We start from the raw sequence: 24,183 nt of genomic DNA, 5'->3' as shown, positions 1-24,183 counted from the left end.
TTAAACTTAATAGTCTTATTTTACCATAAATAGAGGGATTAAAACAGTGAGAAAAAAATTAGGATTTAGATATCATTTTTAAGATTAATAACTGTCAAAAGAATAGCTAGCAAGGAAAGACCAACAAATAGCATCCAAGTCAACTGTATATTCCATACGGCTACAAGTGAAAAACAGGCTGTTCCCACAGGTATGGATAAGGTAAACAATAAACCTAAAAAATTACTGGTACGAGCTAGAACCTCTGGAGCTAGATTTTTCAGGAGCATGGCACTAATCTTTGGTTGAACTTTACCAGACACATACAGAGTTGAACAGAGAAATAGTAAACCAAGTACGACTTGATTGAATAAATTAGCTAGACCAACTAGACTGAGTCCTACGGTCACCCACATCATCAATCTAGGCAAGGACTGCTTCCCAAAATAATCATTGCCCGTAAGGCTACTGATGATGATTGCTAACACAGCACAGAATTGACTGATAAATAATGCCTCTGTGTAAGAAAAGTCCAAAAGAGAATGGCTCAAAAAGAAGATGTTATAGATGCTTCCTAAAGCGCCACCCAAGGCATTGATCAGCAAGACAGCAAAAATCATGAATCCAAAGTTTTTCTGCCCACCTTTAAGAAAAACGAGACGTAAATTTCGATAAATCGTTAGGAACTGCTCTTTGATCGGAAGCTTCTCATTTTTTAGAATTTCACCATCAGCAGATGACATTGACAGGCTCAATTTGCTTTTTCCTAAAAAGAGGATGACGGCTGATACTAGGAAGAAACAGGCATTGATTCCCGCAACGAGGGAAAAATTATTGACCGATAGACCTAAGAGCCAGACTCCAAAAGCTTGACCACCAATAGCTGAAATATAGGTGATGAACTGGGAAAAAGAATAAGCCTCCATCAAATCCTCTTCAGCTACTTTTTCCTTAATAAGAGGCATGCGCAAGCCACCTGCAAAATCACTGATGACATCACTAATGACATTGATTAAACACAGGCTAGAAAAGGCAAAGAGACTAGCTTGCTGGACAACTAAAGCTGCTAGAAAAAATAAAACCGCCTGAAACAAACCGCTATAGACCATCCATTTGACCTTGTCCCTCGTGTAATCTGCCCGAATCCCTACAAAAACTGTAAAGAGAGTCGGAAGAATCATGACAATATTCGCCATAGCAACAGCAAAGGAGGCTTGTGACAAGGTCGATGCATAGACGATAAATACCAGGTTAAAAATTGAAGCACCAAAAGCATTGAAGAAGCGTGACAAAGTCAAGAGTCGATAAGCTTGATTTCTAAACAATAGTTTCATAGGTAATCTCCCTTCTTGTTAGAAGTTTTATGTGAAGTATGACTATAGTATAGCACTTAGAAATTTTAGAGGAAAAACTTTTGAATATATGCAACAAATAAAATGAGCAAAAAGAAACAATAGAATTTCTCCAATGACACGAGAGAGCCCAACAGTTCTATCGCTTCAAATTTCAAATTATTTTCTTAGTTTGCAGATATTCAACAATCGGTCGTTTTTCTGTAGTATTCGGCAGATTTGTTACAGCCAAGCATCTCAAAAATACGGACAGCATCTTCCATCTTTTTCTGACCTTCCTTGACTCTGCCCTGCTTGCTATCAAGGAGACCTTCTGCCCACAAATAGACAATTCGGAAATAGGTCTCATTTTCATTGTAGAAATGCTCTTTGATGACACGTTTAAAATAAGAGGCATTGGTAAATTCTTCACACTCAATGCTGGCTAAAAAACCATTCAATAGCATGGTGTGAAAAAGGTTTCTGTTTCCAGACATTTCCATTAGAAAATCAGATTTTCGAACCATTTCTCGTACATATCTAGTAAATAGAGAAACAGATAAGAAGGGAGAACTGACCGAGAACAAATTGAGTTCATAGATTCCCCAAATCTCGGTAGAAAACAAATAGTCATGAAGGACTTTCCCTTCCTCTGCTGTTAACTCTACCCTTTCATCCATGCTCTTCATATAAGACTTGATAATAATGGCATTTAGAATATGTTTCTGTTTGTTTTGAGAATGGGCCTGCTTTTGATACTCCTTGCGATACAAGTCTTCAAGAGGTGCTATATTCTTTGGTTCCAAGACATCTATGATTTCTTTTCTCAACTCAGAATCAGTATCATACTGAAAACCTCTCGCCAGAAAGAGGATTTCCTCTACACTGGCAGATATATTTTCTAGGGCAAATAGAAACTTTTCCACCGAAAGCTCACTCTGACCTGTTTCAAATCGGGACAACATGGACGGAGAAAATTGTCCCCCAGTTGCTTGTCTCAGCGAGATATTTCTTGACTCTCGTAATTGTCTAAAGACTTTTCCAATCTGCTCCATAGACTTCCCCTTGATTCCGTATTTTCTTCATTTTATCATATTTTTCAGAAAATTCATCAAAAACTTGCCAAATTGTCAGAATTATGAGAAAATAGAGGATATTTATCACGTGGAGGGACTGTTATGAGAGACGATATCAAAATCAATGACCGTGCTTTGGCCTTGCAAGACCAAATTATCGAAAAACTAGAGAAGGTTTTTGATACAGATGTGGAATTGGATGTTTACAATCTAGGTTTGATTTATGAAATCAATCTGGACGAAACAGGTCTCTGCAAGATTGTCATGACCTTCACCGACACTGCCTGTGATTGTGCCGAAAGCCTGCCTATCGAAATCGTTGCAGGTCTCAAACAAATCGAGGGTATCGAAGATGTCAAGGTTGAAGTTACCTGGTCGCCTGCCTGGAAGATCACACGAATCAGTCGCTACGGCCGTATTGCCCTTGGACTACCACCTCGTTAAGCAGGCAAATCACTTTTGAAGATGAAAATAAGCAAGCCGAAGTTGGCTTGCTTTTTGAGTTTATTTTTTACCTGACTTGTCCATATTCCAGAAGTCTGTCACGGCTCCGCGTGAAGCAGATGATACGATGTGGGCATATTTACCGAGGACACCACGGTTGTAGAGTGGTGGCAAGGTTGTTTCTGCCTTACGTTTTTCAAGTTCTTCTTCCGATACGGCCATGGAAATTTCTTTGGTATCTTGGTCAACCGTAACGATATCGCCTGTACGAAGGTAGGCAATTGGTCCACCATCCTGAGCTTCAGGAGCGATATGCCCAACAACTAGACCATAAGTACCACCAGAGAAACGGCCATCCGTCAAGAGGGCAACCTTATCTCCTTGACCTTTACCAACAATCATTGAAGAAAGTGATAGCATCTCAGGCATACCAGGACCACCCTTAGGTCCAACGAAACGAACAACGACTACATCGCCGTCAACGATTTCATCTGTCAGAACGGCCTGAATCGCATCTTCTTCTGAATCAAAGACCTTAGCCGGTCCAACGTGACGACGAACTTTAACACCTGATACCTTGGCAACCGCACCGTCAGGGGCAAGGTTCCCATTCAAGATGATAAGCGGACCGTCCGCACGTTTTGGATTTTCAAGTGGCATGATAACTTTTTGACCTGGTGTGAGGTCTGCAAAGTTAGCCAAGTTCTCAGCTACAGTCTTACCAGTACATGTGATGCGGTCTCCATGAAGGAATCCATTTGCCAAGAGATATCTCATAACCGCAGGCACACCACCGACTTCGTAGAGGTCTTGGAAGACATACTGACCAGATGGTTTCAAGTCGGCCAAGTGAGGCACACGCTCTTGTATCGTATTGAAGTCCTCAAGTGACAAGTCAACATTAGCCGCATGGGCAATAGCAAGCAAGTGAAGAGTGGCATTTGTAGAACCACCGAGAGCCATGGTTACAGTAATGGCATCTTCAAAGGCTTCACGAGTCAAGATATCTGATGGTTTGAGACCAAGTTCCAACATCTTAACAACAGCACGTCCTGCTGCTTCGATGTCTTCTTTCTTGTCAGCTGATTCAGCTGGATGAGATGAAGACCCTGGCAAACTCATACCGAGAACTTCGATAGCGGTCGCCATAGTATTAGCTGTATACATACCACCACAGCCACCAGGGCCAGGGCAGGCATTACATTCAAGACGTTTCACGTCCTCAGCTGTCATGTCACCGTGGTTCCATTTTCCGATTCCTTCAAAGACAGAAACCAAGTCAATATCTTTTCCATCAAGATTTCCCGGTGCAATAGTTCCACCATAGGAGAAAATAGCTGGAATATCCATATTAGCAATGGCAATCATAGAACCAGGCATGTTCTTGTCACAGCCACCGATAGCGACAAAGGCATCGACGTTGTGACCACCCATAGCCGCCTCTATAGAGTCCGCAATGATATCACGAGATGTCAAAGAGAAACGCATACCAGGCGTTCCCATGGCAATCCCGTCCGCTACGGTAATGGTCCCAAACTGAACAGGCCAAGCGCCTGCCGATTTGACACCTTCTTTCGCTAATTTCCCAAAATCATGCAAGTGAATGTTACATGGTGTATTTTCCGCCCAAGTCGAAATCACTCCCACAATCGGTGTTTCAAAGTCCTTATCTGTCATACCAGTCGCACGAAGCATGGCACGGTTTGGTGATTTAACCATGCTGTCATAAATGCTACTGCGGTGACGTTTATCTAATTCAGTCATTTGTTCCCTCCCATTTCAGTTTTTACTATTATAGCACATTTTAAAGGCAATGAACAGAAGAAAATTCTTGAATTTTCAGAAAATTCTATACAGCAATCTTTTCTTTAAAAATATTCCATTTATTTCTTGACTTTATAAATTAAAGTGATATCATTTAGATATCAAATAACAGGAGGTCGTTCTTATGACTGAAAAACTCATCAATTCAAAACCAAATGGTGTATTCGCATTGATTCTCATTGAGTTGACACTCGTACTTGGTGTCTTTATATTTATAATGGGTGTTGGTTCGAAAAACATTTTTGGAATGATTATCGGACTTTTATTAAGCTTAATTGCAGGCCTAGCTCATGCTGGTTTAAAAGTTGTCAAACCTCAGGAAGCTCTGGTTTTGACTCTTTTTGGTAACTATACAGGTACCATCAAAGAACCTGGTTTTTACTTTGTCAATCCCTTCAGCGTAGCAGTTAACCCTGCAAACCACACTCGACTTGGACAAAGTGGTGACGTTAGCACGAAATCTCCTTTTTCAGGGATGAAATCATCAAATGGCAATGATGTAAATATTGAAATTGGCAAGAAACAGATTTCCCTCAAGGTTATGACCTTGAGCAATTCTCGCCAAAAAATCAATGATTGTCTAGGAAATCCTGTGGAAATCGGTATCGCGGTAACTTGGAGAGTTGTTGATACAGCCAAAGCAGTCTTCAATGTTGATAACTACAAAGAATATCTTTCATTGCAATGTGATAGCGCCCTCCGAAATATTGTCCGTATCTATCCTTACGACGTGTCTCCTAATGTAGATACTACAGGTGATGGACAAGCAGATGAAGGTAGTCTCCGTGGCTCTAGCGAAATTGTTGCTAACCGTATTCGTGAAGAAATTCAAAGTCGCGTGGAAGATGCTGGCTTGGAAATCCTTGAAGCACGTATCACTTACCTAGCTTACGCACCAGAAATTGCTGCTGTCATGCTTCAACGCCAACAAGCATCAGCCATTATTGATGCCCGTAAGATGATTGTCGATGGCGCTGTGGGTATGGTTGAAATGGCCCTGGAACGTCTCAATGAAGGGGAATTAGTAGAGCTTGATGAAGAACGAAAAGCTGCCATGGTTTCAAATCTCCTAGTCGTCCTCTGTGGCAATCATGATGCACAACCAATTGTCAACACAGGAAGTCTTTACTAAAGATGGCTGAAGCTAAAAAAAAGCAGATTCCCCTTCGACTCTCAACAAAGTTATACGCTGCACTCGCATCATGGGCAGAAGACGACTTTCGTTCAGTCAATGGGCAAATCGAATATCTCCTCACAGAATGTGTCAAGCAACGGAAGAAAGACGGAAAATACGTATCAGAAACCATTGACGAACCATTTGAGATTGATATTTAACACCTTCTCCTGTCTGCTAGGTCGGACAGGAGAATTTTTTTATCTTTTTTTGTCAAGTAACTTTACTTTACAAAAAAAATGTGTTATCCTAGTATGGTTGATGAAAATCAGTAGATTGAATCGAATATAAATACCTAAAGGAGAAATCAAAATGGCAGTACCTGCACGTCGCACTTCAAAAGCGAAGAAAAACAAACGTCGTACACACTACAAAGTAACAGCTCCATCTGTAAACTTTGACGAAACTACTGGAGATTACTCACGTTCTCACCGTGTATCACTTAAAGGATACTACAAAGGACGTAAAATCGCTAAAGCTGCATCAGCTGAATAATAGAAGGGAGATACCATGCGCGTAAATATTACACTTGAACACAAAGAATCTGGTGAACGCTTGTACCTTACTTCTAAAAACAAACGTAACACTCCAGACCGTCTTCAATTGAAGAAATACTCACCAAAACTTCGCAAACACGTTGTGTTTACAGAGGTGAAATAGGGATTCACTACACGTCAATAGATGTGAGAGCCCTTGATTTTAAGCGATTCTTGAGATTTCAAATTTCAATGTATTGCAATACAAATCAGCCGAATCTCTACATTTTTCTCTACATTTTCAGATAAATAAAAAGAGATTACGGATATAAGAGAAGAGCTACTTCACAGATGAGTAGCTCTTCTTTTTTTATTCTTTCACTTCAATTATTCATGAAAATAGTAAAATCTTTTGAATGAATAATTGAAGTCCAAAATGCAGGCATTAATCAGCCTGCATTTTCTATCTAGCATTTATAGAGTAGATATAAGCTATATAACAAGCAAAATCTCCTATTTGCTTTCTGTTATCCTCTATAGCATCAAACCATGAAACGTCCACACCTTCTTGCCCTAGATAACGACTAAGAAGCTTTAGACAATATATTACTCGCTCATGCTTTGCTGTTCTACCTTCATCTTTTTGTTGACGCTCTTCACGTTCCCAAAGCAACCACTGGCTACGAATATGAGCATAGCTTATACTAGCTTGCAAAAACTCAGACCATACTTCTAAAATTTCCTCATCGTTACCAATATTGTTTAGAATTGTCTGATGAATGTTTTGACATTCTTCAAAAGTTAGAGCATCTTTAGCACTTAAAAATGTTGAATAATTTATATTTCTCATTTAATACCTCGTGTGTGTGCTCAATAAACTTACTTAAAAACTAGAGCTATGATTTCTAATTAGTTCTTCTAAAAATTCAGGCTCTTCATCAATCATCTCTAAATAACCATACATCAGATTAGCTTGATTATCCACATTTTTCACACGATTAAAATCTATGGTAAAAGTGTCTTTATTTATATATTGTTTTATTCTATCATTACTAGCCAAACTCACCGCAGAATTCTCTGGCCAACCTTTAATAACTAAGCTTTCTGTATCATAGTAATCTATTATAAATGTTCCATAATCAGAAAAACTAGCATGCATATACTCAAGATATTCCTTTAATTTGTATCTTTCCTTTAAATAGAAATCTTTAAATTCTATCCCTATTCTATTTGCTTCTTCTTTATAAATCTCTTCTAGTTTTGTCATAAAGGAATAATAAACTAATTTCGGTACGTTTTTAAACGAAGTGGTTCGGTACATTGGAATCAAATTATATTTAGAAAATTCTTCCAATATCTCTACTGCTCGTATTATATCCGATGAATGATTCTCAACAACAACTTTACCGTCAAATAACTTATACTGGTAACCATAACCGTCTAACATATCTAATAGATTTTTAATCTTATCTTCTACTGCCATTACTTCTCCTTTTTAAAATAAACTATCCAGCATGACACTAGATAGTTCTATATAATTACTTAGTCTCTTTCCGCTTAGTAAAGAACCCTGCCAAGCCAATCATTGCTAATAATCCGTAGCCAACTGTAACAATTGAATTTGCTACCCTAGGATTTTCTCCTGTACTTGGTAACGCAAGTTGTTCTGCTGGTTTATCTGCCGGCTTATCCGCTGGTTTATCTGCCGGCTTATCCGCTGGCTTATTCGCTAGCTTATCCGCTGGTTTATCTGCTGGCTTATCCGCTGGCTTATTCGCTAGCTTATCCGCTGGTTTATCTGCTGGCTTATCCGCTGGCTTATTCGCTGGCTTATCCGCTGGCTTGTCAATGATAGCACTTGGATCCAACTCTGGTAATTCATCCACTGTTGGAGCAACTTTTGGTGTTGCACCAATACCATCAGGATTTTGTTTTGTATTCAAATCACTTGGGATGTCAGCTGTGATATCCAATTCTGGCAATTCATCTACTGTTGGAGCTACTTTTGGTGTCGCACCAATACCGTCAGGATTTTGTTTTGTATTCAAATCACTAGGGATGTCAGCTGTGATATCCAATTCTGGCAATTCATCCACTGTTGGAGCTACTTTTGGTGTTGCTGAAATGACACGGTTACCATCCGTATATACATTCAGCATCTTATCGATTGAAAAGATATCTGATTTGTATTTGTGGTCAGCTTGTGCTTGTGTCAAACGAGCTTTGGCATCCGCTAAGTCTTGCTCTGCAACTGTGATGCGTTGTTCCACGTTTGCTCTATCTGCTTCTGCCTGTGTTAAACTTGCACTCAATTGTGGTAATTGCGCGTGGACACGCATAGCATTATCACGTTTGCTTGTTGCCGCATCAATTTCACTTTGAATTGTGTTGATACGTACAGTTACATCATTTACACGTTCTGTTGCCTTATCCAACTCTTTTTGTTTTTGGATAACAGCATTTGCCTTATCTTGAGCTGTCGCTGTAAGTGTAGCTAAATCAGATTTTGCTTGATTTAGAGCTGTTGTCGCATTCGTACGTGCTGTAGCAATATCATTCAATTGCGCGTTTAAAGCATCCAACTCTTGAGTCAAATCAGCTTTCTTCGCAACTAATACGTCACGTTCGCGTTCTTGTGTAGCTTTTTGAGCTTTCAAAGCGTCCAACTCTGCTTGCATTTTTGGTCTGTCATCGATGATTTGACGTTTAACAAACACATAATGAGTGTCTGCGATAAACTTCATCTTTTTACCATAGAATGTTGGGTTCATTGGGTCATCTTGTTTGAAGTTGTTACTATGGTCCAAATAATCCTTCTCATCTTGACTTTGGTTTAGGGAATAGAACATTTGGTCATCTTCATTCCATTCATAGGTTGAACCTTTGTGCGCACTAGCATTGAATGAACCGAAATAAGTTGTTTTGTCTTTTCCGTCAATGGTTGAAATGGCAACACCCATTTTACCACCTGTTGGTGTCAATAAGTTTTTGCGGTGTCCGTATTTCAAACCTCGCACATTTGCGTAGTCTGAGTAGTATGTCAACAACATATCATAAGCCAACGTTTCATTAGTCACGATATGGTCAAATGTTAAATATTCACCGTCGCGACCGATAATTTGGCCTGATAGTCCGCCAAGGATGTTTTCAACGTTCTGGTCTGGTTGCACCCCTTTGATGTAACCTGGTTTATTTGTCAAGCTTGTACGGTGTGACAATACGCCTGTTTTCTGCATTTCATCAGCACGTTTTTGTGCGTATGCAAGGTACTCATCGTCAACCACCATATCACCCTTCAAATTGTTATTAACACGTAGTTGATTAAGCAATTTGACAAAGGCGTCTGAAATACCTTTGTTATCTACCTTGTAACGGTATGTTGGGCGTTCTTTGTATTTACGAGTTGTCCAATCATATGGCGCTTTCTTATAGGCTGCTAAAGCATCTGCGAAATCAACCATATCTTTAGTTGCGTCAATTTCTTTGATGTCAACACCTTGGAAGTTAACCGGTTCCATTTGGTTGTTACGGAAGAATCCATGGTTATACTCATAATCATTAAGGTTATCATGAGCTGTATGATTACGTTCATCAGGGTTTAAATCTGTCGAAATAACTTTAACTCTATAGTTATCGATTTCCCCTTGTTTAGCAGCAATTTTAGTGTCTGTAGCTGTGATTTGTGCACCTTTAGCGTTCAAATCATTATCAACGTTTGAAATTTTATCAGTTGTGTTTGTGATATTTTTACGCACGTTAGCATCTGTGATTGCATCAAGGTCTGCTTGTTTCGTATCAACATCAGCTTTCTTAGCGTCACGGGCGTTATCGGCTTCTGTTTTTGCAGTATTAGCATTGTCTAGTGCTGTATGCGCATCACGTTCACCATCTTTAGCGGCATTCAAATCATTTGTTGCGTTTGTCTTGTCTGCTGTTTTGCTAGTGATAATATCGTTTTGTGCGTCGATAATTTTGTTTGCGTTATTAGCAGTGTCGATGTCTTTATTGATTGAGTCAATTTTGCCATCAGCTTTTACTTTATCAGCTTTTGCTTGATCGACTGTGCCCTGTTTTGCGTTGACATCAGCTTGGGCGCTGTTCACATTAGCTTTTGCCGTGTTCACGTCTTGTTCTGTAACATGAACAGGAGTCGTCTTCACCGTAGGCTTGGGTTGACCAGAATCAACCTCTTCTGCTTGGACAGTTGTATTTGCAACACCAGTCCCAACAAGAATAGTTGTTAAGCCAGCGCTTAATAAAATATCTTTTTTATTCATATTGTCTCCTTTATAAAAGTCGTTAACAAAACCAAGAAGCAAGCGCTTCCTCATTCGATTTATAGACTCATTTAAAATATTCCTACTATATTATACCCCCCCCGAAATGCTTTTGTCAAGCCATTTCCGAGGATTTTATAATTTATTTTTCCCGAACTTTACTATAAATTATAAGTTGAAGAAACTCTCATTTTTTCTTTTAGAAAACAAAAAAACAGCCAAGAAAAGCTCAGCTGTTTACATTTTTAATAATGCATAAATTTTTATGCACTGCCCCATTCTAGTTAGTTTCGGGTACCCGAAACTAACTTATCTCAACGGGGCTACGCCCCGACTCCCCTTTTTCTTTATGAAAAAATTTTTTCTTATCTCTTGCCCATCTCTTATCTTATTTCCCTAAAGGGAGTATAACCTAAAAATTAACACTCTGTCAAGTGTTTTTATGTTACATTTTTGTTAATTTTTGATGACATAAAATCACTTGACCTTAACTCCCTTTAGCCACGCGTGGCATTTCAAAAAAAAAAAAAAAAATATATATATAAGAGATGGGCACTATGAGATAAATCAACATATAGTTGTTAAATACAACTATTACTCCTGTAGAATAAAAATTATTCTCCTCCTTAATAAGAAAGGTCAAAAATATGGCATTCACAGTCAAATCATCAAGCTATTATAGCTCAGAAAATGCTGAGAAACTTCTTGGAAATGAATCAACTTATATTGTAGGACTGCAAATAGAAACACAGTATGAATATAAAGACGATAAACGGACAGATAAAGTTATTGGTTATCAGATTTGGATTGCTACGGATACTCATAATCCTTTTAAAGTGAAGTTCCTTCCGGATGACAAACCAGATTTATCTGAATTTAACATTGGTGAGAAAATATCATTTGATAAATTAGAAGCAATTCAGATTAAATCAAATGCGTATTTCCGTGCCACAGGCATTCACAAAGCTTAGGGGGTAGTTTATGACTATCCCTATTAAAATGCCTATGTCTGAAAATGAATTAGCTAAATTCATTACAAGTAATCTCAACAATACACTAGATATCAACGGAGAAACGAGCTTTACAAACTCTTTCTCCATTTCTTTAGAGGCAGAAGATAAGGGAATGTTTTTCATTCCCAATCTTCCTGTTTCCTATGTTTTAGATAAAAGCCTGTATTTTAAGATAGCAGATATCTGTTCTGGCATCCTTTACCCGTATAAAACGCTTATGTTACAAAGTAATGCAATTTTCATCCCATACAAGACAGGTGACCCTAATCTTGCTAGAGGTTTTTTCTTCCCTTGGGTAAATGGTATTCCAACTCGACTAACTATTCCTAATATCCAACATTTTATAAATCAAGAAGTTAGTGAGATTAGGATTCCGCTCATGTCAAACCAAGTTAGTATCAATCTAAATGATGTTGTTCATTTAGCTATCAGTGGTTCATCTGGTTCAGGAAAAAGTTATTTCCTAGAATACCTTATTAGGTGTATTCGTAAAATAACTGACGATATTGTAGCCGTAGACCCTAAACGTGCCGATATTTATTCTCTAGGTCGTGAATTAAATCTGTCTGTCCTGTCTCCGAAAAGAGGGGCTAACTTAAATAGTTTTATCACAGAAGTAAATGAAATTCTGGGGGATGCTATCAATAAGATTTACGAACGTCAAGAAATACTTTTAGAAAACCCAAAAGCTACATTAAAACGCAAATACATTATCATAGATGAGCTACTTGCTCTTGTTCAGGGTTCTTCAAAACAAGCACGAGATACGTTTGCACAACTATTAGGAACTGTGGCTCTCCTAGGTAGAGCTACTAAAGTTTCACTTATCCTAGTTTCCCAACGTTTTGATGCTACCGCATTTGGAGGAAATCTAGCAGTTAGAGAACAAATTAACTGTTCTATTATTTTGGGAGAGATAAATACTAACACCACTCAGTTTTTATTGCCAAACGCTCATATTGAAAATATTGTTGTTCCTAGCGGAATAGGGACAGGAATTGTCAAATTTAGTGATGGAAAGCATGACAGCAACATCATGCCACTCCTCACCCCATACTATAACAAGAGGTGCTTATGATAAACAAGTATAATCTATTCAAAATCTTATGTATAGGAACTATAGTAAGCTGTTTTCCTATATTTATACTTATCTTGATTCAACAGAATCTGAACATTGAAATTAATTATCAAAATGTTATTTTTCTTTTCTATCCTTTGATAATTTTTTCAATCCTACTTTTCTCTCTTTTCCTTTATCACTGGTTTAAAAGTGATATAAAATACATGCTCAAAGGATTACGAGCAACCTACGAACTGAGAAAATTTGCCCATTTTGAGTCCGATTCTATTCTCGATACTCAAAATAAACAGATTTCTACTCAAAAATCAATCGTCAACAAGGCCAATCGTTCTTTGTTAACCTTATCGATGATTTATACAAAAGATGGGGCTATATTACGGTGGAAAGTTCCAAACAATCATGAAAGTTTCTTGAAAGTACAAGAAATATTCCCTGCTATTAAAACAAAATTACACACTATGGAACCCGACTTGTTCTTTACCAATATAGCGCCTAGTGATGGTCGTTGGTATCAAGCAACAGGCTCTTACAATCATAGTAGATTGAAATAAAATATGAACAAATAGACTATAAAATCGGTGGAAGGACTTTGTCAAAGACAAAAAGTCCTTCCACCATTTTTTTATATTACAAAACTGTGCCAATGATACTACTTACTCTAAATATCCTTAATACTAACAATACTGCGAGACTGGTCTTGGCATTGTCTCGCATTCAAACTGTGCCAATGTGCCAAAAACAAAACGAAAGGAAATTCTTGAAATGTCTTCAGAGAAAAAAACAAATAAAAAAATCCCTAAACAGCGTGCAATCATGTATACACAACAAATGCGACTAGCTATTTTATCTGATTGGAAAAAAGAAATTGATAGAATCGTTAAGTTATTAGAGCCATTACTCTGGGCAGGAATTTTACATGATAAAGATGTTAATGAAGATGGAGAAACTGTAGAACCCCATATTCATCTCATGATGTATTTCAAACATGCTCGTAGCCCACATAGCATAGCTTGGGAAATTAATGAACGAAATGGTAAACGTGAAGATGCTCAAATCGAACGATTAGAATTCTTCAAGCATCCTAATAATGGTTTTAGTTATCTTGTTCACCAAACTAAAGATGCTCAAAATAAATATCAGTACCCTATTTCGGAAGTAATAAGTAACTTTGATTTTGCTAAAAAATTAGAAAATATTCGAAAACAAGTAGAGCGAAACCAAAGTAAAAAAGAAGGGGAACTAATACGAGAATATCTAGATATGCTTTATGACGGTTTATTAACTCTAGAAGAGATTGAATCTGAGCTAACGGGAAGTCAATATGCGAAAGCAAGTACGCGACTTAAAGCTGTTGCTGAAAAAAGGCAAGAAAGATTAGGGAGAGAATTCCTGAATCGTATGAAGTATGAACAAAAGACAAAGCAAGTAGTCTATATCTATGGTGAGTCTGGACTTGGTAAGACAAGACTGGCTAAGACTTATGCAGAAAATAAAAATACTTCTTATTTTGTAACAGGCTCAAGTCGCGACCCTTTTCAGAGTTATCAAAACCAGGAAACTATCATTATTGACGAACTGCGACCAGATAGCTTTCGATATGATGACCTTTTGAAAATTCTAGACCCTTATAATTTCGATGTTTTCTTACCTTCTAGATATATAGATAAGGCATTAACCGCTGAACTAATATTCATAACTAGCCCTTACTCACCAAAGGAGTTGTATGATAATTTTCAAACCAGTAAACGAATTGACCGTTTCGACCAGCTAGAACGACGAATCCAAACAGCCATACTAGTTGAAAAGGATAATATCTTTTATACACACTATAACTATGAGAGTCGGGAATACGAAAAAGATGACAGCAACTTTTTCACGAACCCCTTTGAATCTCAGCCAATACATCGCGCTAATAGCTTCTTCACACAGTTTGAAACAACTATTCAAAGAAAGGAATAACAATAATGAACTCAGAACTATTTGAAATTAAAAACCTACTACTAAATCTCTTACAAATCCTACAACAGGAAACCCACATCTTCAATTATTGTGGTCTATATACCCAAAAAGACCTGTTGAATCTCCTTCAAATTTCTCCGAATACATTAAAATCTTGGGAAGAAAAAGGACTAAAACGACTGGAACCACCTATAGAAGGAACCAGAACTGTTTACTATAAACTTGAAAATGTTCTCCAATTCTTAGAGAAATAACATGAATTATGCTAAAATAGAACTGTCTGTTATGTATAGAAAATGTTCTATTTTAGCCTTTTTATTTTATATCCGTATAATGAAAGGGCATTATGACATCTGAAACTATAACTTACAATAACAAAAAGGTTATCAAAAAAACAAATTCAAACGGAGAGGTTAGTTATATTTTACGAGGCCTTTACTTAGGTATCGATGAAAAAACAGGCAAACAAGTAACAACGTCTATAACAGCTAAAACACTACGGCAACTTGACCGTAAAATCCTAACGGCTAGAGTTAATTTTGAAAAAGCAGGTGGAACGAGGAAAGAAGATAAACGATTATCCACTTTTTCTGAACTTGCAGAAGAATGGTTCAATAATTATCAAGTTTGGGTTACTTCTCATAATACAATCAATAGAGTGAAGGGATACGTATATAATTACATCATCCCTGCATTCGGAGATTACATTCCTGAAAAAATCACATCTGCTGACATTCAAAGATGGGTTAACAATCTCGCCCAAAAAGCTAGAATATCGATTGAATCAGGGAAAAAGCGTGCTGAAAAAGGTAGTGCAAAAGACTTTGGAGCAGTCACTCACAAACTTAGTGATATTTTCGATTTTGGCATCACACATTTTGGATTAACTAAAAACCCAGTGAAAACTATCAAAATCCCTCCAAAGCCTAAATTAGCTTCTCGTAGAACTATGGTCTTGCATGATGAAGAATTAAAAACATGGTTATCATTCTTAAAAACATTACCTAATAACAGAGCTAATCGACGATTTATTACCATCTGCAATTCCTTACTCGCTTCTGCATTGCGAATCAATGAGCTTCTAGCATTAGAAATAAATGACTTGGATTTCACAAACAATGAAATTATTGTAAATAAAACATTGATGTGGAAAAGCGCCAATAAGAAACTTGGTACTAAAGGATGTATGATTTGTAAACCAACCGCAAAAACCGATTCTGGTAATCGTCAGGTTCCCGTTCCAAACTCTACTCTCACTGACCTTAGGGATTTCTATACAGAAATGAATAACTATTTCAAAAAGCAAGGTCTACCTCAATCCAAGTTAATCTTTCCAACGATTTATGGAAATTATATGTGCGATAGAAACGAACGTGCTACTTTAAAAAAACGACTAACTTCTCTTGGTTTACCTGATTATGGTTTCCATATTTTCAGACATACTCATGCTTCAATGATGTTAAATGCTGGGGCAAACTGGAAAGAACTACAAGTTCGTATGGGACATAAATCTATCAACACAACTATGGATACATACGCCGAGTTAGCACCGAAGAAGAAATTAGAGGCAGTAGATATTTATTTAGATAAAATAGCTGAACTATCTACTTAATCGTCTCTACATTTGTCTCTACATTTTTTCTTCAATAAATTACAAAGCCTTTAAAATAAAGGTTTTGAGGGGTTATATAGAACTCTGTCTACTCCTTACAGAAGTTAAGTAAGCATTCAATACGAATCAATACAGAAGAAAAACACTGATTCAAGCGTTTTTTTCTTTTTGTCAACAATACTTATATTTCAATTCAAACTCTACTTATCCTACAATCTTTTTTGTAAAACTGATTTGATTCAGGTAATTTTAGGACCCGACTGCACCCTTCTGCACTCTACTTAACCGATATCATCATTTTTCACCTGTATTATATATGATATATAAAATAGTTTTTTCATCATTTAACCTGTAAAATGGGGATTGGTGACACGGGTTCTAATTTCAGTGAAATGGATTCAAACCACAATCACACTCTAAGGAAAGATCAAAACAAATGCTTGAAATGTCGGGGGTTGTGTGTTAGAATTGGTCTATAGTGATGATAATTGTCTAACAAGGCAACAAAAAGCCCCAACGTTCCAGCGTTGAGGTTTTTTGGCTTATCGCCCCTTAAAGGTTATTTCTTGCGTGAGTTAAGCCATTTCTCAAACAAGGTTGTCAAAATATTGACTACTAAGGGTGCTAGAAAAATTGTGATGATAATTTCTAACATCGGCAACACCTCTCTTCCTTAAAGTGAGGAGGCCAAAATATTATATCGTACCAGATTTATATCATCAACATCGCGTCATTCTTGGAATAGATAGACTTAGATACACAAATAACCCTACTAACAAATCTCTAAACAAACCCAGAAATCAAGCTTTTAAGACAAAGCAAAAAGCCCCTAGATTCATAGCTAAGGGCTGATTGACTTGCAAGGATAGGCAGGACTGTCGGGGCTCCTGCATTTCTCGACCCACTATAAGTGGCGCGTTGGTGACAGATTCTCAACCTCTATCCTTCATATCTTAATTATAGCACTTTTTTCTCAACATTCAATCCGTGCATTTCAATTTATTACCTATCTTTTCTCTAGTGTCCTTCAACCATATTGCACTTCAACCTCACTCATGATTTCCAGCAAAGTTTTCCCTTTAATCTGTAAAGAAATTAACTCATCAAAAGATGACACTTTAAATTTATTATCTCCAAGTACGACGACAATGTCATAAACAGAATTAGGAAAAATACCACATACTTGACCCTTATAATCAAAAGAAGCGTCCCAACCATTGTCATACAATGCTCGTAAATCATCAAATATTGCCATAATATCTTGATTCTCCTATATAAGATATTCCACAACTTATCCAAAGCCATACGAAAACTTATCTGGCAATTCTTTTCCTAACTTAATACTTTTGCTTAAAGTATCTTTTACAAACGAAGCGAATTGTCCTAGATCATCTCCAACATAGCTATATTCCAAAGTAGTTTTATCGATCGTTGCAATACCTCTACAACCTCCACTTACAATAGAATACTGCCTCTTAGAGGTTCCATCTTCTATTTTGTACATCGTAATAATTTGTTTATCAATCTTTATCATTTTCTATTTAGTGTAAAATAAGGCACTAGAATTATTCTTGACTCTCAAAAATATAATTGCAACAAGGTATCAAAATCGTCTTCGAAAATATTTTGACTATTCTGTTTTATTTGCTCAATGATTTTATCCTTTTTATCTCTGTCCAAAGGGAGTGTTTCAAACGCTTCTTCTTTTACTAAGAATTGACCATTTTCTCCCTGAAATTCTTTTGTAATTTTTCTAATATGACTCTCGAAATCGATAGATTGAAGCTCTTCGTCGTTTATGTTATCTTCAATCGCATCTAGTAACAAACTAATTGAAATTTTAATCATCTTTAAATACTTCCCTATGCGTAAATACCGCCACTTTATTCATCAAGTCATCCTCAGTGTAGTCAATCGCAAATGTATCTATTTCTAAGATCGATTTAGGTGGAGTTGAATGAATCATAGGGACACTACGTACCCTATACTCTTTTTCTCCAATTCTCACAAAATGATTGATTTTCAAATCTGAAAAATCAGGATTCTCAACAGTAATAGAAACAAGACGATGCGCTATTTTATAAACATCAATTATCTTATTTTTCATGTTTAACTTATCCATAATTATTATTTCAATACTTGCGTTCTTGGTAATCAAAACCTATTTTAGGTTTAATACTATCAAATAAATCTAAAATAGATTGTGGAGTGTCTTTCTTAAACGATAAAGAAGGTTTATCTTGGTCTGGATAAACTTGGTCAACCCACTCATGAATTTGATTATAAAAAATCAAGAGCTCTTTGCTTGGTGGTATCATCATATCTAGAACGAAACCTCCTTTACTTTAACTTCATTATAAACTTTCCCATCCTAATGTTCAATCAACAAGAGATTATTACGATAGCTTTTTAGTTTCTTTTCTACTTCGTTAGTGGTCAAGCTGCTACTCCTTTATGATATAATTAGTTTAAAGAGAAGTGAGGTAGAAATGATAGTGTCGCTACGCAACTTCATAGTATGAGATGACGGGACAGGCACACCGTCCACTACTCTTGAGCGCTTAGATTTTTCTAAGTGCTTTTTTTTGCATTTTCTCGGCGTTCGCTCTTGGTTCAAGTCCATTCTCCATACTATTTGATAAGGAATTAAGGCAAGTTATTGCTTTGCTTATCTGCTTATCATTTTGTAAACATCAAATTTAAAATGATAGACTTTTAAACTTCTCTTATTTCCTCAATACCCAAACAATAAAACACTAGCCACTCGTTTAAACACACGTTTCAAACATGCTGGTGTACCTAATATTGGATTCCACGGTTTTAGACACACACACGCTAGTCTCTTGCTAAACTCTGGAATACCATATAAAGAATTACAACACCGTCTAGGTCATTCTACACTAGCTATGACTATGGACACTTACAGTCATCTCTCCAAAGAAAAAGCAAAAACAGCCGTCTCATTTTATGAGAAAGCTGTAAGTTCTTTGTGAAGGGGGACAAAAAGGGGGACAAACCCAGAAATCAACATTTTAAGACAAAGCAAAAAGCCCACTGTTGTAGGCTTTCTGTAAGATATATCTTAAAATTAAAGCATTTTGTTGTAGAATTCAACGACAAGTGCTTCGTTGATTTCTGGGTTGATTTCGTCGCGTTCTGGCAAGCGAGTCAATGAACCTTCCAATTTTTCAGCGTCGAATGATACGAATGCTGGACGTCCAAGAGTAGCTTCTACTGCTTCAAGGATTGCTGGAACTTTCAATGATTTTTCACGAACTGAGATCACTTGACCTGGAGTTACACTGTATGATGGGATATCAACGCGTTTTCCGTCAACAAGGATGTGACCGTGGTTTACGAATTGACGAGCTTGACGACGAGTAGTCGCAAGACCAAGACGGTAAACAACGTTATCCAAACGACGTTCCAAAAGAAGCATGAAGTTGAAACCTAGGATTCCGCCTTTGATTTTTGTAGCTTGTACGAACAAGTTACGGAATTGTTTTTCACCTACACCGTAAGTGAAACGAAGTTTTTGTTTTTCAGCCAATTGCAAACCGTATTCTGACAATTTAGAACGGTTGTTTGGTCCATGTTGTCCTGGTACGTAGTTACGACGTGCCAATTCTTTACCTGTACCTGTAAGTGAAAGGCCAAGGCGACGAGCTTGTTTCCAAGATGGTCCTGTATAACGTGACATGTGAATGTCCTCCTGATATAAATAATATTTCGGTGGAAATAGTCACTTAGAAAGCCCTGATTCGTGCAGATGCCCTTCGCCTAAACAGCCAAGGTTACTTATCATAAGACACCTGTTGACGAGCTTCATGCTTTCCTGCTGATATTTCACACAAAATCCATTCTACCATGAATAGCTGGATTTGTAAAGGGGTTTTATCCTTTATTTTCACTGCCAGAGAGGTTAAGAAGGAGGGTAAAGGTGCTTCCTAGGCCGTACTGGCTGGTAACTGTGATTTCTCCACCCAATTGATGGGCCAATTCACGCGCAATCGCAAGGCCTAAGCCATGACCTCCCGTTTTCATATTGCGCGAAGTTTCAACACGATAAAGGCGTTTGAAAATATTCTCCAAGTCCTCTGGTGCAATACCCTGCCCCTCATCTGTCACACTGATTGAAAGCTGGCTATCCTCCAGCTTAGCCACCACCTCCAGCTTGGTTCCTGGAGCCGAGTATTTAAAAGCGTTATTGACCAGATTTACCAAGATACGAGAAAGTTTGGCATAATCTCCTTCAATCCGGGCAGACTCTGGGATTACCTGCAAGTGGACATCTCGCTCCTCCTGCTCAATCAAGAACTGAAATTCACTCATACACTCAATCAAGAGCTGATCCAGAAAAATGCTGTCTTTGCTAGTCGTCTCCGCCTGATTTCTAGCTGTGTTTAGTGTCAAAAAATTCAATTCTTCAACCAGTTTATTAAGTCTTTCCGTCTGGCGTCCAATAGTTGCTAGATAATGGGCTTGTTCTCCCTCCTTGATAACCCCGTCCAAAATCCCTTCTACCGTCGCTTGGATCGAAGTGATGGGGGTCTTGATATCATGCGACAACTGGGCAATCATCAAGCCCTTTTCTCGTTCGCTTTCTTCCAAGGAATCAAAGGTCGCCTGCAAATCATGGGACATTTCATTGAAGGCTTGCCCTAACTGCTGAAATTCCATAGGACCTTGAACCTCCAGATTTGCAGGAAAGTCCTTGTCCGCTACTCGCTTGGCATGTTCCTTAAGTTTGGCCAATGATGTAAAGACTGGCGATAGGAGAAAGAGACTAATCCCAGCACCGACAAAACTTGCGATTAAAGTCATGCCAATCAGGAAATAAATCTCACTTTCTTCAATTAACATTCGCTGGATAGCCCAAAAAACCACGATAATTGTTAGGAGTGTTGAAATGATATACCCCACTAAAATATAACTTTTTAATTTCATTAACTACCTCGTGCTTTCTCAATTTTGTAGCCCAAGCCCCAGACAGTTTTGATGGTAGGCGTTTCTGCACTGGCATGTTTAGCCAACTCCTGTCGAAGAGCATGAATATGAACATTCAAGGTATTGGTATCATCCACATAGTCTTCTTGCCAGACCTTTTCATAGAGGTCTGTCTTAGAGAAAACCCGCTCTGGATTACTAGCTAAAAGCCATAGGAGTTCGAAGGATTTGACTGTCAAATCAAGCACTACATCTCCGACTTGGACCTCATGGCTACCGTGATTCATCCGTAAATCCCCGAGACTGACGACCTCTGTCTCACCTCCACGATGAAGGCGACGCAAGATATTGTGGACACGCAAAACCAGCTCACGAGGGCTAAAAGGCTTGGCAATAAAGTCATCTGCCCCTAAGCTCAGGCCATAAATCTTGTCCTGCTCACTGGTCTTAGCCGTGATAAAGAGAAAAGGCTGATCCGGAGATTGATACTGAACTTCACTAATCAAGTCATAACCATCCATCCGAGGCATCATGATATCTGTAATAATCAAATCAATCGTTTTCCGCTTGAAGATTTCCAAGGCCTCTACTCCATCATGAGCCACCAAAACCTGATATCCTGCTTGAACCAGATAGCGTTGATGAATATCTGTGATTTCTACCTCGTCGTCAACGAGTAAAATTGTCTTTCCCATCTGTCTCTCCTTTGAAAAAAACAGTGCTATATCACAATAGTATAACACTATTTTAATCTCTTTACGAACATTCTAATCGCTATCTGGATTTTTCAAATCCTAGATAGAAAGTCTGTAGCTAGACTAGTCATTTTCCTCTTTTTTAGCTTTCAAACCGAGGCAACCTAGCAGTCCAGCCAAGGCGAGTCCAAAGAATCCAAGAGTAGCCATTGATGTTTGAGCTTCACCAGTATATGGAAGCATGTCTTTTTGGTCTTTCATTTTATCAGCCATCATTGGATTTGACGCCTTGTTATTAGCTGCCATCTTGCCTTCATCAGACATTTTTCTTGAGGCTGCTGGAGCTTGGTCTTGTTTCATGCTTGGTGTTGCCATAGGCTGGCTAGCATTCATGGTTTTATCCTGCCCTTTGTTAGGCATCATCTTATCCTGACTAGCAGCTAGCATTTGAGATTTCATCTCATCTTGGTTGACACTTGGCATTTGAGCGTTCATCTTAGACGCATCTTGATGACGATTCATCATTGGAGCCGGCATAGCTGAACCATTAGAAGATGGGACGAAGCCTGATTGCATCGGAGTAAGAGACTGATGTCCATTCAAGTTTACTGTCAAATCCTTAGTCGCTACAAGGTTGCTCAAATCGGCCTTGCCGTCTTTGGCACCGTACACTTTAATAGTAGCTTTATAGCTTTGAGTGCCATTTTGTTTCAACAAGTCTAACAAGTCTTTATCTGATTTGCCTTGAGTACCTGCTAAGTCCACTTCATAGAAGTAAAGTCCTTTACCCAATTTCTCTACTGGTGGAAGGGCGGGATTTTTAGCTGAACCGTTGTCTGACCATGGAGCCTTATCAGAAGCTTTCAAGATGAGACGAGTCAACATACCGTCTCCGGCGAAGAATTCATATGGAATGACTTGGTTAACACCGGCTGTGAATGGGCCTGGGAAGTTTGCCTTGTCCAAGTATGTAGCTGGAACATCCACTGTATCTTTAGTATTGTCGGCTACGCCTTTTTGCACTTCAGCTGGGGTGGTTGCTGGTTGAGCTTCATTTGCTTCACGGTCTTGCCCAGAAACTGTAGGCGCAGGATTTGTCACAGGTTTAAGCGCATCTTCTGTTTCTTTCTTAGATTCTGGTTTTGCTTGCACTTCTTCTTTTGGTGCTACTACTTGGTCTTTAGCAGCTATATTCGATTTTTCTGGAGAGCTTGTAGTATCTAGGCTTGCTTTAGGTGTTGAATCTGCCTGTTCTGAAGGAAGAGCTGTATCAACTGCCTCTTTGAGAAGTTCTACTGGTAAGTCGCTCTTTGCACTCACCGAAGCAGCATCTGGCACAACTTGAGCAGGGGTCGGATTGACCACATCGGCACGCACAGAACTTGGTTGTCCAACTAGGACAAAGAAGCCACTGGCCACAACAACTGAGGCAACACCGACACTAAGACGGCGAATAGACCAGCGAGTATATCTTTGATTTGGATTGAATTTCATAGGATTCTCCTTAGAGTTTTTCTTTATTTGATGACTCTAGTATAATCTCCTAAAATTAAAAAGGATTAAGAAAAAGTTAAAATTTTTCTTAAATCCCTCTTATAAAATACTTATATTAATTTTTTTACGAATTTAACTCTGCTAAGTCATCTAGATACTGGTTGTTAATGACTGCCAAGATATAGGAATCTGCTTTCAAGAAGTCATTGGGACCAAATTGAACGTCCAGTGGTGAATTTTCTTGTTCACGAAATCCTAGAACATTAAGGTTGTATTTGCCACGTAAATCTAGCTGGCTCAGGCTTTGACCTGCCCACACACTAGGAATTTTCATCTCTACGATAGACACATTTTTATCCAGCTGAAAGACATCAACATTGTTATGAAAGAGAATGGTCTGCGCTAGAGACTGCCCCATTTCATACTCAGGCGAGATTACTGAGTCAGCACCGATTTTTTCCAGTACCTTCTTGGCTGTCTGGCTTTTGACCTTGGCAATAACCCTTGGTACGCCCAAGCTCTTACAATGCATAACTGCAAGCACACTCGACTCTAGATTTTCCCCTGTTGCGACTACAACCGTATCACAGGTATCAATCCCAGCAGTTCTGAGGAGCTCCTCATCTGTGATATCACCCACAACTCCACGCGCCAAAACTGGCTCAAATTGATTAATGTGCTCGGCGTGGTCATCAATAGCAATGATATTCATATCTTGCTTGGCTAGGGCCGTCAGGACACTACTCCCGAAAATCCCCAAACCTAAAATTCCAATCGTACGATCTGACATCGTTCTTCCTT

27 protein-coding genes and 2 pseudogenes are annotated in these 24,183 nt (G+C 38.3%); 12 read left to right on the top strand and 17 right to left on the bottom strand.

Annotated elements, in window-relative coordinates; all coding sequences use genetic code 11:
- Positions 1-65 precede the first annotated feature (65 nt).
- A complete protein-coding gene (locus SK629_RS00620; RefSeq protein WP_042900134.1) occupies positions 66-1,313 on the bottom strand; it encodes a transporter in 1,248 nt (415 codons plus the stop codon).
- A 200-nt stretch (positions 1,314-1,513) separates the two neighbouring features.
- Complete coding sequence (gene rgg / locus SK629_RS00615) at positions 1,514-2,365, bottom strand: quorum-sensing system transcriptional regulator Rgg (protein ID WP_042900133.1); 852 nt, start codon at positions 2,363-2,365, stop codon at positions 1,514-1,516.
- 123 nt (positions 2,366-2,488) lie between these two features.
- Here rgg and SK629_RS00610 point away from each other — a divergent pair, with 123 nt between their 5' ends.
- Entirely contained in the window at positions 2,489-2,830 is a 342-nt protein-coding gene (locus tag SK629_RS00610) for a metal-sulfur cluster assembly factor (RefSeq protein ID WP_001204052.1), read from the top strand.
- A gap of 60 nt (positions 2,831-2,890) precedes the next feature.
- Here SK629_RS00610 and ilvD read toward each other — a convergent pair whose 3' ends face one another.
- Complete coding sequence (gene ilvD, locus SK629_RS00605; RefSeq protein ID WP_042900132.1) at positions 2,891-4,594, bottom strand: dihydroxy-acid dehydratase; 1,704 nt, start codon at positions 4,592-4,594, stop codon at positions 2,891-2,893.
- A gap of 184 nt (positions 4,595-4,778) precedes the next feature.
- Here ilvD and SK629_RS00600 point away from each other — a divergent pair, with 184 nt between their 5' ends.
- From SK629_RS00600 to rpmG, 4 genes are all read left to right on the top strand, one after another.
- Positions 4,779-5,786: an SPFH domain-containing protein gene (locus SK629_RS00600; protein ID WP_042900131.1), complete on the top strand. Its 1,008-nt coding sequence runs from the start codon at positions 4,779-4,781 to the stop codon at positions 5,784-5,786.
- A gap of 2 nt (positions 5,787-5,788) precedes the next feature.
- A complete protein-coding gene (locus SK629_RS00595) occupies positions 5,789-5,989 on the top strand; it encodes a PTS ascorbate transporter subunit IIC (protein ID WP_000796544.1) in 201 nt (66 codons plus the stop codon).
- A 151-nt stretch (positions 5,990-6,140) separates the two neighbouring features.
- The gene (rpmF, locus tag SK629_RS00590; protein ID WP_000290417.1) at positions 6,141-6,323 is read left to right on the top strand and encodes a 50S ribosomal protein L32; all 183 of its coding nucleotides are present in this window, start codon (positions 6,141-6,143) and stop codon (positions 6,321-6,323) included.
- Positions 6,324-6,338: 15 nt separating this feature from the next.
- The gene (gene rpmG / locus SK629_RS00585; RefSeq protein ID WP_001265622.1) at positions 6,339-6,488 is read left to right on the top strand and encodes a 50S ribosomal protein L33; all 150 of its coding nucleotides are present in this window, start codon (positions 6,339-6,341) and stop codon (positions 6,486-6,488) included.
- Between the two features lie 279 nt (positions 6,489-6,767).
- Here rpmG and SK629_RS00580 read toward each other — a convergent pair whose 3' ends face one another.
- From SK629_RS00580 to SK629_RS12805, 3 genes are read right to left on the bottom strand one after another with little or no spacing between them, the layout of a single operon-like run.
- Entirely contained in the window at positions 6,768-7,154 is a 387-nt protein-coding gene (locus SK629_RS00580) for a hypothetical protein (RefSeq protein ID WP_042900130.1), read from the bottom strand.
- A gap of 33 nt (positions 7,155-7,187) precedes the next feature.
- On the bottom strand, positions 7,188-7,787 hold the full coding sequence (locus tag SK629_RS00575) for a hypothetical protein (RefSeq protein ID WP_042900129.1): 600 nt from the start codon (positions 7,785-7,787) through the stop codon (positions 7,188-7,190).
- 55 nt (positions 7,788-7,842) lie between these two features.
- Entirely contained in the window at positions 7,843-10,581 is a 2,739-nt protein-coding gene (locus tag SK629_RS12805; protein WP_042900128.1) for a CAP domain-containing protein, read from the bottom strand.
- Between the two features lie 647 nt (positions 10,582-11,228).
- Here SK629_RS12805 and SK629_RS00565 point away from each other — a divergent pair.
- From SK629_RS00565 to SK629_RS00540, 6 genes are all read left to right on the top strand, one after another.
- Positions 11,229-11,552 (top strand): hypothetical protein, encoded by a 324-nt coding sequence (locus tag SK629_RS00565; protein ID WP_042900126.1) that lies wholly within the window; start codon positions 11,229-11,231, stop codon positions 11,550-11,552.
- A gap of 10 nt (positions 11,553-11,562) precedes the next feature.
- The gene (locus SK629_RS00560; protein ID WP_050492322.1) at positions 11,563-12,672 is read left to right on the top strand and encodes a helicase HerA domain-containing protein; all 1,110 of its coding nucleotides are present in this window, start codon (positions 11,563-11,565) and stop codon (positions 12,670-12,672) included.
- Between the two features lie 206 nt (positions 12,673-12,878).
- A complete protein-coding gene (locus tag SK629_RS11945) occupies positions 12,879-13,226 on the top strand; it encodes a hypothetical protein (protein ID WP_125420743.1) in 348 nt (115 codons plus the stop codon).
- A 178-nt stretch (positions 13,227-13,404) separates the two neighbouring features.
- Positions 13,405-14,634, top strand: coding sequence for a Rep family protein (locus SK629_RS00550; protein ID WP_160165276.1), 1,230 nt, complete (start codon positions 13,405-13,407; stop codon positions 14,632-14,634).
- A gap of 5 nt (positions 14,635-14,639) precedes the next feature.
- A complete protein-coding gene (locus SK629_RS00545; protein WP_001083626.1) occupies positions 14,640-14,888 on the top strand; it encodes a MerR family transcriptional regulator in 249 nt (82 codons plus the stop codon).
- A 92-nt stretch (positions 14,889-14,980) separates the two neighbouring features.
- A complete protein-coding gene (locus SK629_RS00540) occupies positions 14,981-16,246 on the top strand; it encodes a tyrosine-type recombinase/integrase (RefSeq protein WP_042900124.1) in 1,266 nt (421 codons plus the stop codon).
- Between the two features lie 1,027 nt (positions 16,247-17,273).
- Here the strand turns inward: SK629_RS00540 and SK629_RS00535 are convergent.
- From SK629_RS00535 to SK629_RS00515, 5 genes are read right to left on the bottom strand one after another with little or no spacing between them, the layout of a single operon-like run.
- On the bottom strand, positions 17,274-17,501 hold the full coding sequence (locus tag SK629_RS00535) for a hypothetical protein (protein ID WP_042900123.1): 228 nt from the start codon (positions 17,499-17,501) through the stop codon (positions 17,274-17,276).
- 36 nt (positions 17,502-17,537) lie between these two features.
- The gene (locus tag SK629_RS00530) at positions 17,538-17,780 is read right to left on the bottom strand and encodes a hypothetical protein (RefSeq protein WP_042900122.1); all 243 of its coding nucleotides are present in this window, start codon (positions 17,778-17,780) and stop codon (positions 17,538-17,540) included.
- 44 nt (positions 17,781-17,824) lie between these two features.
- The gene (locus SK629_RS00525) at positions 17,825-18,094 is read right to left on the bottom strand and encodes a hypothetical protein (protein ID WP_042900121.1); all 270 of its coding nucleotides are present in this window, start codon (positions 18,092-18,094) and stop codon (positions 17,825-17,827) included.
- Complete coding sequence (locus SK629_RS00520) at positions 18,087-18,368, bottom strand: hypothetical protein (RefSeq protein ID WP_080710146.1); 282 nt, start codon at positions 18,366-18,368, stop codon at positions 18,087-18,089. The genes SK629_RS00525 and SK629_RS00520 overlap by 8 nt, the downstream gene beginning before the upstream one ends.
- Before the next feature lie 10 nt (positions 18,369-18,378).
- Positions 18,379-18,567 carry a hypothetical protein gene (locus SK629_RS00515; protein WP_080710145.1) on the bottom strand — a complete coding sequence of 63 codons (189 nt, stop codon included), beginning with the start codon at positions 18,565-18,567 and terminating at the stop codon, positions 18,379-18,381.
- A 414-nt stretch (positions 18,568-18,981) separates the two neighbouring features.
- Here SK629_RS00515 and SK629_RS11085 point away from each other — a divergent pair.
- A pseudogene (locus SK629_RS11085) lies at positions 18,982-19,239 on the top strand (tyrosine-type recombinase/integrase); the annotation flags it as partial.
- Between the two features lie 95 nt (positions 19,240-19,334).
- On the opposite strand, the gene rpsD reads toward SK629_RS11085, so the two are convergent.
- From rpsD to SK629_RS00490, 6 genes and pseudogenes are all read right to left on the bottom strand, one after another.
- Positions 19,335-19,946 carry a 30S ribosomal protein S4 gene (gene rpsD, locus SK629_RS00510; RefSeq protein ID WP_033682905.1) on the bottom strand — a complete coding sequence of 204 codons (612 nt, stop codon included), beginning with the start codon at positions 19,944-19,946 and terminating at the stop codon, positions 19,335-19,337.
- A 194-nt stretch (positions 19,947-20,140) separates the two neighbouring features.
- Positions 20,141-21,193 (bottom strand): sensor histidine kinase, encoded by a 1,053-nt coding sequence (locus SK629_RS00505; RefSeq protein ID WP_042900120.1) that lies wholly within the window; start codon positions 21,191-21,193, stop codon positions 20,141-20,143.
- On the bottom strand, positions 21,193-21,888 hold the full coding sequence (locus SK629_RS00500; protein WP_042900119.1) for a response regulator transcription factor: 696 nt from the start codon (positions 21,886-21,888) through the stop codon (positions 21,193-21,195). Before SK629_RS00500 ends, SK629_RS00505 begins: the two co-directional genes overlap by 1 nt.
- 123 nt (positions 21,889-22,011) lie before the next feature.
- Entirely contained in the window at positions 22,012-23,208 is a 1,197-nt protein-coding gene (locus SK629_RS00495) for an SSURE domain-containing protein (RefSeq protein WP_419991773.1), read from the bottom strand.
- Between the two features lie 8 nt (positions 23,209-23,216).
- Positions 23,217-23,382, bottom strand: a pseudogene (locus SK629_RS12980) (YSIRK-type signal peptide-containing protein); the annotation flags it as partial.
- Between the two features lie 124 nt (positions 23,383-23,506).
- Positions 23,507-24,172 (bottom strand): potassium channel family protein, encoded by a 666-nt coding sequence (locus tag SK629_RS00490; protein WP_042900117.1) that lies wholly within the window; start codon positions 24,170-24,172, stop codon positions 23,507-23,509.
- Positions 24,173-24,183: the final 11 nt, after the last annotated feature.

The sequence above is a fragment of the Streptococcus mitis genome, from assembly GCF_000722695.1.
GTDB lineage: Bacteria > Bacillota > Bacilli > Lactobacillales > Streptococcaceae > Streptococcus > Streptococcus mitis_O.
This window is presented reverse-complemented; position numbering and strand designations above follow the sequence as displayed.